This is a genomic window from Streptococcus hongkongensis (assembly GCF_053206145.1).
Window position 1 is genome coordinate 99,149 of the sequence record NZ_JBRUGD010000007.1, and the last position, 15,046, is coordinate 114,194.

The window sequence follows — 15,046 nt, forward strand, 5'->3', positions numbered from 1 at the left end:
TATTAACCAGTTAATTATAGCAAAAAGCACTCAAAGAAGCAAGGTAGGAAACTACTGTAATGTCCTAACTTTATAGACTTCCTTACAAAATCCTTTTAGACTATTAACGACACGATTAGCTTGTTTTTCCGTTTTACATAGAGCAAATACAGTTGGCCCACTCCCTGTCATTAAAGCAATATCAGCTCCTGAAAGCATCATCTTATCTTTTATTTTTTGAATAAATGGTTTCCTTGCAATACTAATATCTTCTAATGAATTGCCCATATTTGCAATCAAAGCAGGGTAATCATCATCCTTTAATGCCTTTACAATTGATGAAATATCAACACGCGAAATATCTTGACAGTCAACTTCTGGAAATACTGTTCGTGTTGAAATACCAAATTCAGGTTTGACCAGGACAACCCAAGACGATAAGGTTCCTTCTATGCAATCGACTTTTTCACCCATTCCACCTACTAATGCACAACCACCTGCAATGCAATAGGGAACATCACTGCCAATTTGTTTGCCAATAGTAATCATGTCCTGCTTACTCAAGTTTAATTGCCAAAGTTTGCTTAGGCCTCTAATAGTAGCAGCCGCATCACTTGAACCACCACCCATGCCTGCACAAATCGGAATCTTTTTATCCAAATCAATACAAACACCTTTGGTAATGCCATATGTATCTTTAAGCAATTGCGCTGCTTTAAAGACGTCATTTTTCCCATTGACAGGCATTTTTGTTGAATTTGATGTGACTACAATAACTTCGTCATCCCTATCAGATAATGTAATGTAATCACACAGATCAACACTGACCATTACCATTGACAAGTCATGATAGCCATCATCACGTTTCCCTAGTACATCTAGACCTAAATTGATTTTTGCAGGAGCTCTCTCAATAATCGATACCATAAGACCCCTCACTTATTCTTTGATATATCTTAAAATATACACAATATTAGTAAAAAACTCAAGAATTCTTTTCCAATTTAAAGGCCACTGCCATAATCACCTATCGCAAAACAAGTCACTAACAACATTCTCAAGCCTCCAAATGGCTTCTTGTGAATATTATTCTAGCAATCACTTTGTATTTAAGGTAGAATAGAGAAGTAAAAGTATACAAGGAGAACCCTAGAATGTCACGTTATTGGAGCAAGTTTCCAGAAATCCAAAAAGAAATAGATGCTGTTGTAGAGTTAATCAGTGAACGCTCTGACGTCCAAAACTCTGAAATAAAAAAGGCTATTATAGACTTAAGCACAGCCGGAGGAAAATACCTGAGACCAGCCTTTTTCTTTTTTTTCGCACAATTTGGAAATGCGAAGGATGAAAACCGTGACCAATTACGCCAAATCGCCGCATCCTTAGAAATCCTCCATATGGCGACACTAATCCACGATGATGTCATTGATGACTCCCCACTAAGACGTGGTCAAACAACTATTCAAACACAATTTGGCAAAGATGTTGCCGTCTATACTGGAGACTTTCTTTTCACCATTTTCTTTGAACTCATTCTCGAGAGCATGCAAGATTCACCCTATATGACCATCAATGCGAAAGCCATGAAAAACATCCTCATTGGTGAATTGGAGCAAATGGAACTTTACTTCAGCCAGGAACAAAGTGTTGATGATTACCTCAAAGCTATTTCTGGGAAAACGGCAGAGCTTTTCAAATTAGCTAGTCAAGAAGGTGCCTATTTTGCCGGTGCCAGTCAAGAAGTTGTTAGCCTTGCTGGTAGAATTGGCCATCAGATCGGAATGACATTCCAAATTTTAGATGATATTTTAGACTATACAGCAGATCCTAAAACCTTCAATAAACCAGTATTAGAAGATTTATGCAACGGTGTTTATAGTCTACCACTTCTATTAGCCATGAAAAAAGATCCGGCAGCTTTCAAACCCTTACTAGATAAGCAAAAAGAAATGACTCTCGAAGATCGCCTAAAAGTAAAAGAATTAGTTCTGGCAAATGATGGTGTGAAAGAAGCTAAAGAATTAGCAAATAGTTACACTCAAAAAGCTTTAGCAGACATTGAACAGTTACCAAAAATCAAAGCTCAAAAACAACTCTTAAAAGTCACAAAAGAACTCTTAAAACGAAATATTTAAAAAGCAAAGGACCAGGTCCTTTGCTTTTTATCTGCCATCATCAATGGCTTTTAATTTTTGATAGCGAAGATTGGTTTCAAGTAAGTCACTTGGTGAACCTGAAATTTCAATCTGACCATCTTCAATGAAAATAACACGGTCTGCTTTCTCGATTCCCTTCAAGTGATGGGTGATCCAAATCAAGGTTTTTCCTTCTAGTGCTTCCATGATTGTTTCAAGCAAGGCCTTTTCAGTGATTGGATCCAAACCAACTGTCGGTTCATCAAGAAGAACGATTGGAGTATCTTGCAAGAGAATACGAGCCAAGGCTATTCTGTGTCTTTCACCACCTGAAAAACGAAGACCGGCTTCATCAACCATGGTATGGATACCATTTGGCAAGGCTGAAACCATTGCTTTTAAACCAACTTTTGCTAGCACATCCCAAACATCTTCTTCACTAGCCTCATGATTACCCAAACGGATATTGTTCAAGAGGGAAGTATTAAAGAGATAGGGTGCTTGTTGAATAACACCAATGTAATCTGAGACTTTCTCACCTAAGCTAGCAACTGGTATTCCAGATAAGGTAATTGTTCCTGAACTAGCTTGCAAGTCTCCACGTAATAAACTTGCTAAAGTACTCTTTCCTGAACCACTCTTTCCAAGAATGGCTAACCGTTGTCCTGCCTTTATCTCTAAATTAATATTGGCTAAGACTAGTTTGTTAGAATCAGCATAATTGAAATTCAAGCCAGCTATCTTCAGATCAAAAGGGGCCGTCGGTAAGTCATTACTCATCTCAACTGCAGAGATTTGTGGTAAATCATTTAAGCGATTTACGGAATCGGCATAACTAGTAGATTCCTGACTAGCAGATGATAAACCTGCAAAAGCATCAATCAGCGGGAATACAGACAATACAAAAGCCGCAATCCAGTTAGCTGCTCCACCATGTTTACCTGGAAATTGATAAGATGCCCAAACCAAAGTGACAACAGCTAAAATCGCAAAGGCCAGTTGGAAAATAAAATTGCGTTTATTGTTAAATCGATTCATCTCAGCTTGAACAGTAGCCAGTTCTGCTTCAGATGTAGCATGTAAGGCTACATACTCTTGGCCACGTTGACTAAAAATCCAATCTGAAATCCCTAAAACATTATCAGTTAAGTCCGTATACAATTGGTTTTTCAATTGTTTTTCCCGTTCCTGTCTGACACCATTTACAAGGACAGACCAGAGAGGAAAAAGAAAGACCAAAACTCCTAAGTAAATTAGAACAAAGAGGGCAAACAAAGCATTAAAATAGCCTAACCCGACAATCAAAAAGACATAAAGCACCCATGCAATGATCGTTGGAAAAATAGTCCGTAGATACAAATTCTGAATATGATTAATATCTTCAGCTAAGAGCCCCATGATATCTCCGAGTCGATAATTCTTTCTGAGAAAAATTGCATCTTCTTCTAGAGTTTCATATAATTTCAAGCGAAGCTTTGACGTCATCTTCAGAACCCAGTTATGACTGGTTAGTCGCTCAATATAACGAAAAATCGGACGACCAATTCCAAAGGCACGTGTCAAAACAATTGGAATATAAACAAGAAGGATGTTACTTGGTAAGGAAGCTGATTTACTGATAAGGTAGCCTGAATTAAACATCAAGGCACTGGCCGCAAAGAAAGTGAGGAAACCGAGAAACAGAGCTAGCATCAATGATTTTTTATAACGTTTGAAAAACGGTTTGACCCATGTATCTCTTGCCAAGGCTTGAATAATAGGTATTTTAGTCATCAAAACCTCCCATAGCATGTTGCAATTTATATAAGTGACCTTTTTTAGCCATCAACTCTGGGTAAGGCCCCATTTCAACAATCTTACCTTGATCCATAACCAAAATATGATCCATATGCTGTAACCAGTGAAGACGATGAGTGGCAAAGAAAACTAAACGATTGGCCATCAAAGGAATCATTTTTTCTTTTAACTCTAACTCTGTTTCAATATCCAAATGGGCACTTGGCTCATCTAAAAGCATAATGCCTCTATCCTTATCTAGAAAAGCACGCGCTAAAGCAATCCGCTGCGCTTGTCCACCACTTAAAGGCCTTGCGCCATTACCAATTTTAGTTTCCAAACCTTGAGGCAACTCAGTAACCAACTCTTCCAAACCAACCACGGAAATCGCTTGATTGATGTCCTCTTGACTAGCATTTGGCGTGTAAAAAGTCAAATTATCACGAAGTGACATCTCAAACACATAAGGATTTTGGGGAATATACAGCATCTGCTTCTTCCAATCATCCTGATCCATATTGGCAAGCTTTTGACCATCTAAATCAAACTGCCCTTGGCTTGGCGCTAAAAATCCACTGAGTAAATTAATCAAACTTGACTTGCCAGAGCCACTCATACCAATGATTCCAATTTTTTGGAAGCCAGATAAATGTAATTGAGGAATCCTCATAAAGTCCTTGTTATCATATGCTAAGGTAATATCATCTAAAACCAGTTGACTTGTTTCAGACCATTTAGCAAGTGGGACCTGTTCTTTTTTAAAACTTTCTTTAGTTAAGATTGTTTGAATCGCTTGAAAAGCATTTTTACCATCCAAGGTCGCATGATAATCACTTGAAAAATCTCGAACAGGTGTAAAATATTCTGGTGATAATATCAAAACAGTTAAGGCTGGAAAGAGAAAAATCTCTTGATTAATCAGACGCAAGCCTAGAAAAACAGCAACAATTGCAATGGATAAAGTCGTGAAGAAATCCAATGCAAAGGTTGATAAAATACCAATTCGTAAAGCCGACATAGTTGATTTTCGAAATGTTTCACTAGTCGAATAAATACTTTTGGCATAGCGTTTGCTTAGTCCAAAGAATTTTAATGTGTCAATTCCTCGTAATGAATCTAAAAAGTGATTCGAAAGTATCTGATATGATGCATATTGGCGATCAGCTTTTGCCTTGGCTGCTAATCCCAAAATAATCATAAAAATAATAATCAAGGGAAATACCAAGGTTAAAATGATTCCTGAATCAATATCAAGGTAATAGATAAAAGCTAAAATGATAATGGGAATCACAGTCATATTCATCATCTTGTTAAGCACAAGATGCAAATAGTTTTCAACTAAGGAAACACCATCTAAAGCCATGGTAATCATATTTCCAGACCCTTGCTCTTGAACAACACTTGGTCCTAATTCAAAAACTTTTTCAAGTAATTGCGTTCTAATTTCCTTAGCATGTTTTGCTGAAAACTTGTCCAAACTGTCATCTTTAACATAATTAATGACATGACGACCCAAATAAGACATTAAAAATAAGATAATTGACAAAAGTTGTGCTTTTAAAGGATGTCCTTGCCAAAGGCCTGTAATTACACTACTTAAAAAATAGGCTTGTCCTATAATAAAGATTGCTTGAAGGAAATCCAATCCCGCAAGCAATCCTAATAGTTTATGAATACCAGACAAGCGCATTACCGCTTTATCAAGCATTATTTTCCCCCGTTACAATAACTGGCAATGTAATACGTTTTCTAAAGATATAATATGCCCAAGCAGTGTATGCAAGTACAAATGGTACTAATCCAATAGCTACAAAGGACATCACTTTCAATGTATAAGGTGATGATGAAGCATTTTGAATTAATAAATCATATTTCGAACTGATTGAACTAATCATAACACGCGGGAACAACCCTTGGAATAGTAAGGCAACAACAGCTACCAATGTCAATCCACTAGCAATGAAGGCTTGCATTTCAGCTTTTTTGAAACTTGAAACGTGAGCAAAAACTGTTAAAGCAACAATCAACAAGACCAAGAGAACGGTCGCTACCGTATGATGACTAAAGAAGTCTGTTTGGAAGAACAATAGGATAGCAAAGGCTGCTAAACCAAGGTAAAGTACATAGTAAAGCAACTGAGCAAAGTTATTAGCTCGATCTCTAACTGGACCTTCAGTCTTCAAAGCAATGTAGTTAAGACCATGTAAGTATGATAGCAAGAGCATCGCTACCCCACCAACAAGAGAGAAGATATTGAAGTAATCTCCAAATTGAGCTGTCATATTAGCCTTAGCATCTAAAGGCATTCCTTGCACAAGACTAATAAACATGACGCCAAAGAAAAATGGAACAATGGCAGAGCCAATAGATAAGGTCCAATTCCAAATTTGTTTTTGAGATTTTGGCACATTGTGTCTGAATTCAAAGGAAACACCACGAATAATCAAACCAAATAAAATAGTTAACAAGATTAAGTAATAACCACTAAATAGTGATGCATACCAATAGGGGAATGAGGCAAACATGGCACCACCACCAGTTAACAACCAAACTTCATTACCATCCCAAACTGGGCCAATAGTTGACACGATCTGGTCTTTTTCTTCCTCATTATGAGCAAGTGTTTGAACTGCCATTCCTACCCCAAAGTCAAAACCTTCTAAAAAGAAGAAACCTGAGAAGAGTACCCCAATAAGGAAGAACCAAAAAATTTGTAAACCGCTCATTAGTATGCTCCTTTCTCAAATGGATCAACAAGTGTATGTGACATTGTTAATAACTGCTCTTCTTCAAACTCTGGACCTTTTTTCAATTCACGGATAACAAGGTAAACCATCATAGCACCTAATCCACTGAATAGTAAGAAGTAAACAGTATTTGAAACAAATAGTGACGCCACAGAAACATTTGGTGATACACTATCTTTGATTTTAAATAAGCCATAGACTGTCCAAGGGTAACGACCTTGTTCTGTTATAATCCAACCAAAAGTATTTGATAAGAATGGTGCAACCGTAGTAAGTGCAACAATCCAAAGCATCCATTTTTGTTTAAACAGGATTGGATTTTTCTTACGTGTTAGGAATAGTCCAAGAACAGATACTCCTAGCATCAATGTTCCAAATGCTGCCATTGTACGGAAACCGTAAAATAAGAGGTTTACCATAGGATAATAATTATCTTTACCATATTTAGCCACTAATTCTTTATTAGCTGTATCCATACCCTTAACTGAACCAGAAGGTTTACCATAGGAAAGGATACTTAGCATATATGGGATTTTAATACCGAAAACTTGTTCTTTTTTTGCTTCGTTAGCCCATGCAACAACTGTCCACGCAGCAGGATCACCAGAATCTTCGTAATCACCTTCCATAGCTGCAAATTTCATTGGTTGGTCGTTTAACAAAGCTTTCATTTGAAAGTCACCTGCACCCATAACAGAAATTGATCCGATTAAGGTAACAAGTAAACCTAGACGTAATGATTTTTGATAAATTTTTTGAGTCGATTCTGATAAACTGTCTTTCTTCAACAATCTGAAAGCAGCCATACCAGCAATTACAGTACCACCCATAGTGATTGCACCTGTAATAACATGAGAAAATTCATAGATAAACTGGTGATTCTTCACAAGTGCAAAGAAATCAGTCATCTGCGCACGTCCATTAACAACTTCATAGCCAACTGGATGTTGCATGAAGGAGTTAGCAATCAGAATCCACATCGCTGACATCAATGAACCAAAAACAACTAGCCAGATAAAAGCAGCATGCATTTTCTTACTGATTTTTTTATTGTCCCAAGTAAACATCCATAAACCTAAGAAGGTTGATTCCATAAAGAATGCAAGTAAGGCTTCAATAGCTAAAGGTGCTCCAAAGATATCCCCAACGAAACGAGAATAGTCTGACCAGTTCATCCCAAATTGGAATTCCTGGATAATACCTGTAACAACTCCGACCGCAAAACTCAAGAGCATAATATTGCCCCAGAATTTTGTCATCTTTTTGTATTCCTCATTTTTGGTGACAACATAGCAGGTCTCCATAATTGCGACAACAAAACACGTTCCAATTGTAAAGGGAACAAAGAAGAAGTGAAAAATTGTTGTCATGGCAAATTGAAAACGTGCAAGTGTTTCAATAGTCATAAAAAATCCTCCGATTTGTATAAATACCTTCCTTAATTAAAACAAGAAGGAAGACTAGTAATAAAACAATAGTTAGTATCTTAATGGTATAAATCGAAACGTCCCTTAGCCAAGAGCTCTTTCAATCCACCCATATCAACAAGTGACTTGTTCATAATTGCTTTTTTAATAAATGAAGCAGGATATCCTTTAACTTTTATTGATTTACCAACCACACCAAAAGCATGGGTATTACCAACTGAAGCAACTGTTCCTTTTGAGTCATAAGAAAAATCTTTTGTTGCTTCACCTTTTAATTGGCGAACAATATTAGCTGCTGTAAATGCACCCATTTGCGTTGCAATTTGAGCAGTTGTTGGATACGGACGATTATTTGATGGGTCAATTAATGCTGAGACATCTCCAATGATATACACATTGTCATATTTTGGATCACGCAAGTCAGCATTGATCACAACACGTCCTCGACGTTCTGCAAATCCAGACTCACCCATAACTTTGCTACCACTTACACCTGTTGTCCAGATGATTGTTTCTGCCGCAATAGATAAACGTTCCGCATTTTCTTCAGGGCTAGTCACATAAATAACTTCACCTGGTTTAATTTCTTTAATCATTGAACCAAGCATTAAGTTAACACCTAGTTTTTTAATTAATTCGAGGCCATGATTAGCTAGTTCATCATCAAACATTGGAAGAATACGTGTTGCTGCCTCGACACAAATAATTTCAATTTGATCAGCAGTCACGCCAGCAATTTCAGCATAACGTTTTTTCTCATCAACAAGCGCACCTGCTAATTCAATACCTGTAAAACCAGCACCACAAACAAGGAGACGCAAGTAATTTTTATCTTGAGTTTCACGGTATTTTTCCATCATTTTAATGATATGACGGTGAATATTATCAGCTGTATTAATATCAACCATTTGAAGCGCATTTTCTTCAGCACCAGCAATTCCAAAAGTTTCTGAACGAAAACCTAAAGCTACAACAACATAATCATAATGTAATGTACCAGACTTTTCCAATTCAACTGTATTTGCCTCTGGATAAACCTTAACAACACTGTCTTGAATGAAAGTTACTTTCTTCTCATCAATAACTTCTTTAATTGGAAAACTAATCTTTTCTTTTGGTTGTGAACCAGCAGCGACTTCATGTAACTCTGTAGCTTCATAATGATAATCATTACGATCAACTAAGGTAATATGGAAATCACCAGCTTGCTTTTGTAGGTTACGTACAGCTTTTAACCCTGCATAACCGGCACCTAATACTAAAACTTCTTGCATAAAAATGCTCCCTCTAAAAAATAATTCCTAATAAGTAAGTGATGACTTGAGTCGCAGAACCCAAGGCCAAAATTCTTACTGCACAAATAAATGTCTCTTGTTTAACTTGTTTTTGCCAGAGTAACTTGCTTTGTTTGTAGATAAAAGGTATCAGTAACAAAGTTAATAAAACCGTAATTGGCGCAAGTCCTAGTAAAACTTCTCCAACAATTGCTATTAACGCTAAGCCATTAGCCAAACTAAAAAGTAATAAGCCGCCATTTATACCAATATAGTGAACCAAGGTATAACGGTGATTACTTTCATCTTCTTCCTTATCACACAAATTATTGGCTAACATTAAATTAGCTATCCATAATGTATTGGGTAAGGCAATGAAGAAAATCATTCCCAAGGTTTTCATATCCCAAGTAAATGTTTCATAAGTGTTTAAATAAACACAAATCAAACTAATCATAAACCCCATTGTAAAGCCTGAGAAAAATTCACCCAAAGGTAAACTAGACAGCGGCCTAGGTCCAAATGAATAGAAAACACCTACTGAAAAACAAAAAATGCCTAACAGCAATAGTGGCCATCCAACAATATAAATCAACAGAAGACCTATTCCTGCTGCTATTGCAAGGAATAGGGCCATCAATTTTTCAATAGTGCGGATTGATAAGTTTTCGCGACCAATGATATTCGTATCCTTCTGATAAGCTAAATTATGTGCATTTTTATAATCATTGTAGTTATCCCACATGTCAACAAACATATTGAAAACAAACATAGCTATAAAAAATAAGATAATCAGCAGTGGATGTACGGAATCATAGTAATAATAGCTAAAGAGAAGACCAATTAGAAATGGTAAAACACTGGCTGTTTTTGCCTTTATTTCAACCAATTCCAAAAATATTGGAAGCGTCATCGACTATCCCACCCTCTAAATATACTTTAACATTACTATTATAAAGTAAAAAGTATATTTACACCAATAATTTAACCATAAAATTCACAATATGCTAAATTTTTTAGAATGATACAAAATATGGCATCTTACCCAGTCACTTATTTCTAATAATTATAATATCTACAACCTGAGCACATCCCCTATACAACTATAAACAATAGGGTTAATCACTAATCACCAAGCGAGGCCATTGAATCAACCATCCGGCCAGGATGTTCCTGATAAAAGGGCGTCGGAGAAATCCTAAAATTCAATAAGACCTCTTCTCCAAAAGGTAAAAAGAGTTCTAATTCTCCCTCATCATCTAGCCTTGCGGCAATAGCTGTGCACCGTTCAGGGAATTTGGAAATGGCATCACGCGCATCCAGATAAGGTTCAGCATCCAGAGTATGCACGTGCATATAAACCTCGTTTTTAACTTCCCAGTTGTAGGTGGGATAATTAGCCTTGATTTCTTTCTCTACAGCTAATGTCTGCTCATATTAATAACTGCCTTAGCTTTTTTCTACCATTTCCATGACAACCTTCAAATCCACATCTTCGTCCAGATGTTCTTTGGTCCATGGGATAAGGATATCTGGGACAACCCCTTTGTCTGTCATCCCTTTGCCAGCATCTAGGGATTGACTGCGTGATGTTGGATAGGTTAAGGTATAGTCACCAAAATCAACTGAACAACAATTGGAGTAGTCTAAAATACCTAGTGTTGGCCGGCCAAGAACGGTTACCTTAGGCATTAGTTTCATGATTTCAACAAAGGATTCACCTGACGAGCCACAATAGACATCTGTCAAAATGTAAATCTGCTGTGGGCTCTCCTTTTTACCTTTAACTTCAGGTAAGAACTCGGACAAGTCGCCTGGGTATTCCACATAGCCTTTATCAGCATTTGCTTCCAATTCTTGTATAAACTCAGCAATCATCTGACGGGACTCGGCACTGATATCAGGATTTTCTAACTGCTCTTGAAAGTCACTCAGACGCGCTTGCACATTAAACGGTGTATACAAAATCTCCATATGATAATCGTCAAAACTATCAATGTCCTTGAAGCCCTGCTCTGGGGGCAAAGTGTATTCAAACAGCGGAAAATAAAGAGAATCAGCGCCACCCTGGTTAGTCCGAACATCTATGATCAGATTTTGTGTCTCGCTCAAAGCCTCCTGACAGCTAGCATATAATTCAGAGATCTCCTTTTCCATAAAGAAATTATCCAGTCGCATATAAAAGGTGTCCTGATTTAACCACTTGCTTTCAAAAGCTTCTTTAGGCACAATGGCTGTGCTGGAATTGAAAGTTGTTTCTAAGATTTTGCCTTGACGTTTAACAGACAAGGTCTTAGCTACGCGGACAAAATAGCCCCAGTCCAGAGCCTGACGTTCCTCAGTAGAACTAACGAAGAATTCTTGGTGCCCCTGATAAAAATCAGCAATGGTTATGTCGTCAATGACAACAATTTCATCACCTTTTGATAAATTAGAGCCTGCTTCAGCAGCCAAGACATACAAGTGATTTCCAGTTTTGCGTAGTCGCAATAATGGCCAATGGCTTTGCTTTTTATTGAAGCTGACATGACTAATCACACCAAAAGAAGCTAAGTAAGAACGAACTAAATAATAAAAGTCTTCCTCGGGCATAGCCTCACTGATGTTACCTCTAAACTGCTCAGGATCAGTCCCTTTGATATCCTTCATGGTGGAAGAATCCTCAGCCATAATCCGAACAACTTCATTAAATAGATCTATTTTTTTCATGGTTATCCTCGCTTTGTCTATACCTCATTATACAATAATTACACTAATAGTAGCCGAACAATTAAAAATTTGATCATTATCTAAAGGCAAATTAGCAATAATTTGTAACTATTTAAAAAAACTGTAACCAAACCTGGTTTCCATTCGTTATACTAGTGAAGAATAGAATAGATCATTTTGAAAGGAGGAAGGATAATCATTTTAGATAAGTATGAACAAGAGTTGCTTGCTATTTCACATCAAATTATTGCCTATCTGATTAAATCTGGTGTCAAACCCAGTCAAGCTCAGGATGTTGTACAGGATGTATTTGTACAAATCTTAGAATTAAATCTTTCACTTCCTCTAGAAAAGATGCGTGCTTGGATGTACCGCACAGCTATTCGACGGTATATTGATAGTTATCGACGTGATAAACACTATTACGATATCTTACAAAAAGAATTTTTTACAAAAGATACTCTGAACACTTATGATAGTGACAACTATGATGACCTTTATGAAGCCATTTGCCGATTAAAAAAGAAGCAACAATATCTTTTAGACTTATACTATTTTCAAAATTTTTCAATAAAAGAAATCTCACACATAACGGGCCAGTCACAAAGTGCGATAAAAATTCAATTGATGCGTTCAAGGAAAGTTTTGAAAAAAATTTTAGAAAAGAAAGGAATTTATGATGACCCCCAAAAATTACAATGATCCTCTTGCAAAATTAGCTATAAAAAGAAAACGACTAACCCTTTTAAAAACAGTTCTATTTAGCCTATTAGCATGCTTACTCCTGATTCTTATCTGTTTCAAAGGATTAAGTTCCCTAACTGCTAAAAACGGTCAAAAAGTATATCATCATTTTCAACAACTTTCAGAAATAGCCTACCCTAATATTTCTTATGATAGCCTTTATTACTACCCAAGCGGACAATTCACCGGCAAAGTTCATGCAGACCGATTTAAGGATATTGATGGGATTCCCATTTCTTATTCTCCTTTCGAAGCTAATTATAGTTTATCGGGAACTTTTGAATCAAGTGCTGAAGAATCCTCAGCCAACAGCTACTTATTTGATCGTGGCACACGCCAAAAAGTTCCTCAATTTTTCAATACCAATGTCAAGTTTGAGAATGGAGAAGTAAAATCAAGTCCTTCGCATGATCTTCCTTATGTTACTAACATGCCAAACCAACTAATTGAAATGGCGATTACTTTTGATAAACCTTATACCTATAAAGAACTAAAAACTATGTTACCAAAGAATCTGAAGAAAAACTGGTTATGGATTGGTAGTAAAACAACACTTGATACCTCCACTTGGGCGACTTCGTATCAATTTGGAACGAACCCTGAAGTATTAGATAATCCGCAACATTTCCTGAAAAATCTGAAATTAGTTTCCAAGGAAGGATCAAAAGTAATCATTAATAACGTTGATGTTTATTCAGATTTAGATAATTATGTGAAAGAATTTCAAAATACACAAAATGGCGAGCAACTAACCTTTTCCGGAATTATCTTAACCGGAAAATCTGAAAACTTCAAAGAATTAGAAGGCAAAAAATGGATTTATGCCTCAAGTATCGGAGCTAACATTGACAATAAAGCTTACTACAAATTAGAAGTAAACTAAAAAAAGCCACATGGCTTTTTTTAGTTGTGATGTTTTCAAAAATAAAAGGTTTTAGAAAGATGATTTATAAACCACTTCAAATTCTTCACAGACGACGTCTATTTGATTGGTGAATGCAATGTTATATGCTTTAAACTCGTTTTTAAAAAATGCTTCATGTCCTTTTCTCCAAGAGTCAAGTGTTCTGTCATTTTCGCCTTCTTTATAGGCATGATTGGCACTAACTTGGTCAAATGGTACGACATATACCTTTGTTGTTTTAGTGATACAAAGTGGCTCATTTTGTGCATTTAAGATAATGTTATATTCTCCCACTTTAGGCAATTCTTCCTTAGCAATATCATATAAGTCAAAAGCACTTGCAGTTGCTGTTTTTTTGCCTTCCAGAACTAAATTACCTAATAAGTCAGCATCAAAGCCAAATTGCCAAGCTTCATAGTTGTCAGTATCTATATTATTTTCAGACTTAAACTTTTTCCAATATTTTTCAATGCTACTATTTTGCATATGACTCTCCTATAATTTAATAGATAGATTGGCTAGATAATCTGAGCCAAACTGACTTAAACGATTTCGACTATCTTTAGATTCGTAAAAGTCAATCATAGCAAAGCCATTTTTCAATTGACCTCGTATTTGTTCTTCCAAAGTATGACTAAACTCATAGCCAAACTCTGGGTCAATTGTTAGTTCACCAGCTTCTTCTAACTGTCTTGAATTAAATGGAATCTTGTACTTCAATACTAATTCTTTTTCCGGTTGGTCCCAAACCTCATCGCCATCATACATATAAATCCAGGGATTCATATAGCCTATCATTAGTAAGCCACCTTTTCTAAGTACACGGTAAGCTTCATGGTACATCATATCTAAGTCTTCAATATAGACATTTGAAACTGGACAGAAAACAATATCAAAACTATCATCCTCAAACGGAAATGGTTTTGTCATATCAGCTTGAATAGTATTGATTTGAAAACCTTCTCGATTTGCTACTTCTCTATCTTTTGCTAATTGTGATTCTGAAAAATCCATGATAGTTGTTTGATAGCCATGCATGGCAAATACTGGTCCTTGCTGTCCGCCCCCACAGGCCAAACCAAGTAGATTATTCCCTGGGCACCTGTCAAACCAAGCTTGTGGTACTACTTTGCCAACTGTCAGAGCCACTTCTAGTGGTTGATCTTTTAAGCGCTGCAATTCGTCATGACTATAAGGAATGGTATAAGGATTTCCCTGTCGACTAGAAACGCGATCCCAACGCTCTTGATTTTCTTTTAAATATGCTTTCACCTGAATCTCCTTGGGAGGTTAAACTAAAAGCAAACCTCCGATGTTAGTTGTTCTCATACTATTGCCTCCTTTCGTCAAA

13 protein-coding genes and 1 pseudogene are annotated in these 15,046 nt (G+C 36.5%); 3 read left to right on the forward strand and 11 right to left on the reverse strand.

Going from position 1 to position 15,046, the window contains the following annotated elements:
- Positions 1-51: 51 nt before the first annotated feature.
- Entirely contained in the window at positions 52-906 is an 855-nt protein-coding gene (ispE, locus tag ACVRZD_RS05770) for a 4-(cytidine 5'-diphospho)-2-C-methyl-D-erythritol kinase (protein WP_037626310.1), read from the reverse strand.
- Positions 907-1,133: 227 nt separating this feature from the next.
- Here ispE and ACVRZD_RS05775 point away from each other — a divergent pair, with 227 nt between their 5' ends.
- A complete protein-coding gene (locus tag ACVRZD_RS05775) occupies positions 1,134-2,114 on the forward strand; it encodes a polyprenyl synthetase family protein (protein WP_447450355.1) in 981 nt (326 codons plus the stop codon).
- A 27-nt stretch (positions 2,115-2,141) separates the two neighbouring features.
- Here the strand turns inward: ACVRZD_RS05775 and cydC are convergent, their stop codons facing one another.
- From cydC to ACVRZD_RS05815, 8 genes and pseudogenes are all read right to left on the reverse strand, one after another.
- Positions 2,142-3,887 (reverse strand): thiol reductant ABC exporter subunit CydC, encoded by a 1,746-nt coding sequence (cydC, locus tag ACVRZD_RS05780; RefSeq protein ID WP_037626308.1) that lies wholly within the window; start codon positions 3,885-3,887, stop codon positions 2,142-2,144.
- Positions 3,880-5,598, reverse strand: a complete 1,719-nt coding sequence (gene cydD / locus ACVRZD_RS05785) for a thiol reductant ABC exporter subunit CydD (protein ID WP_037626307.1) — start codon at positions 5,596-5,598, stop codon at positions 3,880-3,882. Before cydD ends, cydC begins: the two co-directional genes overlap by 8 nt.
- A complete protein-coding gene (gene cydB, locus ACVRZD_RS05790; protein WP_037626306.1) occupies positions 5,591-6,616 on the reverse strand; it encodes a cytochrome d ubiquinol oxidase subunit II in 1,026 nt (341 codons plus the stop codon). Before cydB ends, cydD begins: the two co-directional genes overlap by 8 nt.
- Positions 6,616-8,043, reverse strand: a complete 1,428-nt coding sequence (locus ACVRZD_RS05795) for a cytochrome ubiquinol oxidase subunit I (RefSeq protein ID WP_037626305.1) — start codon at positions 8,041-8,043, stop codon at positions 6,616-6,618. The genes cydB and ACVRZD_RS05795 overlap by 1 nt, the downstream gene beginning before the upstream one ends.
- Positions 8,044-8,123: 80 nt before the next feature.
- A complete protein-coding gene (locus tag ACVRZD_RS05800) occupies positions 8,124-9,338 on the reverse strand; it encodes an NAD(P)/FAD-dependent oxidoreductase (RefSeq protein WP_037626304.1) in 1,215 nt (404 codons plus the stop codon).
- 13 nt (positions 9,339-9,351) lie between these two features.
- Positions 9,352-10,251 carry a prenyltransferase gene (locus ACVRZD_RS05805; RefSeq protein WP_037626303.1) on the reverse strand — a complete coding sequence of 300 codons (900 nt, stop codon included), beginning with the start codon at positions 10,249-10,251 and terminating at the stop codon, positions 9,352-9,354.
- A gap of 212 nt (positions 10,252-10,463) precedes the next feature.
- Positions 10,464-10,763: pseudogene (locus tag ACVRZD_RS05810) on the reverse strand (nucleotidyltransferase family protein); the annotation flags it as partial.
- Between the two features lie 24 nt (positions 10,764-10,787).
- Positions 10,788-12,047, reverse strand: coding sequence for a S41 family peptidase (locus ACVRZD_RS05815; RefSeq protein ID WP_037626302.1), 1,260 nt, complete (start codon positions 12,045-12,047; stop codon positions 10,788-10,790).
- A 192-nt stretch (positions 12,048-12,239) separates the two neighbouring features.
- Here ACVRZD_RS05815 and ACVRZD_RS05820 point away from each other — a divergent pair, with 192 nt between their 5' ends.
- Positions 12,240-12,749: an RNA polymerase sigma factor gene (locus ACVRZD_RS05820; RefSeq protein ID WP_080730855.1), complete on the forward strand. Its 510-nt coding sequence runs from the start codon at positions 12,240-12,242 to the stop codon at positions 12,747-12,749.
- On the forward strand, positions 12,727-13,674 hold the full coding sequence (locus tag ACVRZD_RS05825; protein ID WP_037626300.1) for a sigma factor regulator N-terminal domain-containing protein: 948 nt from the start codon (positions 12,727-12,729) through the stop codon (positions 13,672-13,674). The genes ACVRZD_RS05820 and ACVRZD_RS05825 overlap by 23 nt, the downstream gene beginning before the upstream one ends.
- A 51-nt stretch (positions 13,675-13,725) precedes the next feature.
- Here ACVRZD_RS05825 and ACVRZD_RS05830 read toward each other — a convergent pair whose 3' ends face one another.
- Positions 13,726-14,181: an ASCH domain-containing protein gene (locus ACVRZD_RS05830; protein ID WP_037626297.1), complete on the reverse strand. Its 456-nt coding sequence runs from the start codon at positions 14,179-14,181 to the stop codon at positions 13,726-13,728.
- A gap of 9 nt (positions 14,182-14,190) precedes the next feature.
- Positions 14,191-14,967 carry a class I SAM-dependent methyltransferase gene (locus tag ACVRZD_RS05835; RefSeq protein WP_037626294.1) on the reverse strand — a complete coding sequence of 259 codons (777 nt, stop codon included), beginning with the start codon at positions 14,965-14,967 and terminating at the stop codon, positions 14,191-14,193.
- Positions 14,968-15,046: the final 79 nt, after the last annotated feature.

Coding starts and splice junctions, on each gene's coding strand:
- ACVRZD_RS05800 (WP_037626304.1), bottom strand. CDS start 9,338: ATGCAAGAAGTTTTAGTATTAGGTGCCGGTTATGCAGGGTTAAAAGCT.
- ACVRZD_RS05795 (WP_037626305.1), bottom strand. CDS start 8,043: ATGACTATTGAAACACTTGCACGTTTTCAATTTGCCATGACAACAATT.
- ACVRZD_RS05825 (WP_037626300.1), top strand. CDS start 12,727: ATGACCCCCAAAAATTACAATGATCCTCTTGCAAAATTAGCTATAAAA.
- cydC (WP_037626308.1), bottom strand. CDS start 3,887: ATGACTAAAATACCTATTATTCAAGCCTTGGCAAGAGATACATGGGTC.
- ACVRZD_RS05775 (WP_447450355.1), top strand. CDS start 1,134: ATGTCACGTTATTGGAGCAAGTTTCCAGAAATCCAAAAAGAAATAGAT.
- ispE (WP_037626310.1), bottom strand. CDS start 906: ATGGTATCGATTATTGAGAGAGCTCCTGCAAAAATCAATTTAGGTCTA.
- cydD (WP_037626307.1), bottom strand. CDS start 5,598: ATGCTTGATAAAGCGGTAATGCGCTTGTCTGGTATTCATAAACTATTA.
- ACVRZD_RS05830 (WP_037626297.1), bottom strand. CDS start 14,181: ATGCAAAATAGTAGCATTGAAAAATATTGGAAAAAGTTTAAGTCTGAA.
- ACVRZD_RS05805 (WP_037626303.1), bottom strand. CDS start 10,251: ATGACGCTTCCAATATTTTTGGAATTGGTTGAAATAAAGGCAAAAACA.
- ACVRZD_RS05815 (WP_037626302.1), bottom strand. CDS start 12,047: ATGAAAAAAATAGATCTATTTAATGAAGTTGTTCGGATTATGGCTGAG.
- cydB (WP_037626306.1), bottom strand. CDS start 6,616: ATGAGCGGTTTACAAATTTTTTGGTTCTTCCTTATTGGGGTACTCTTC.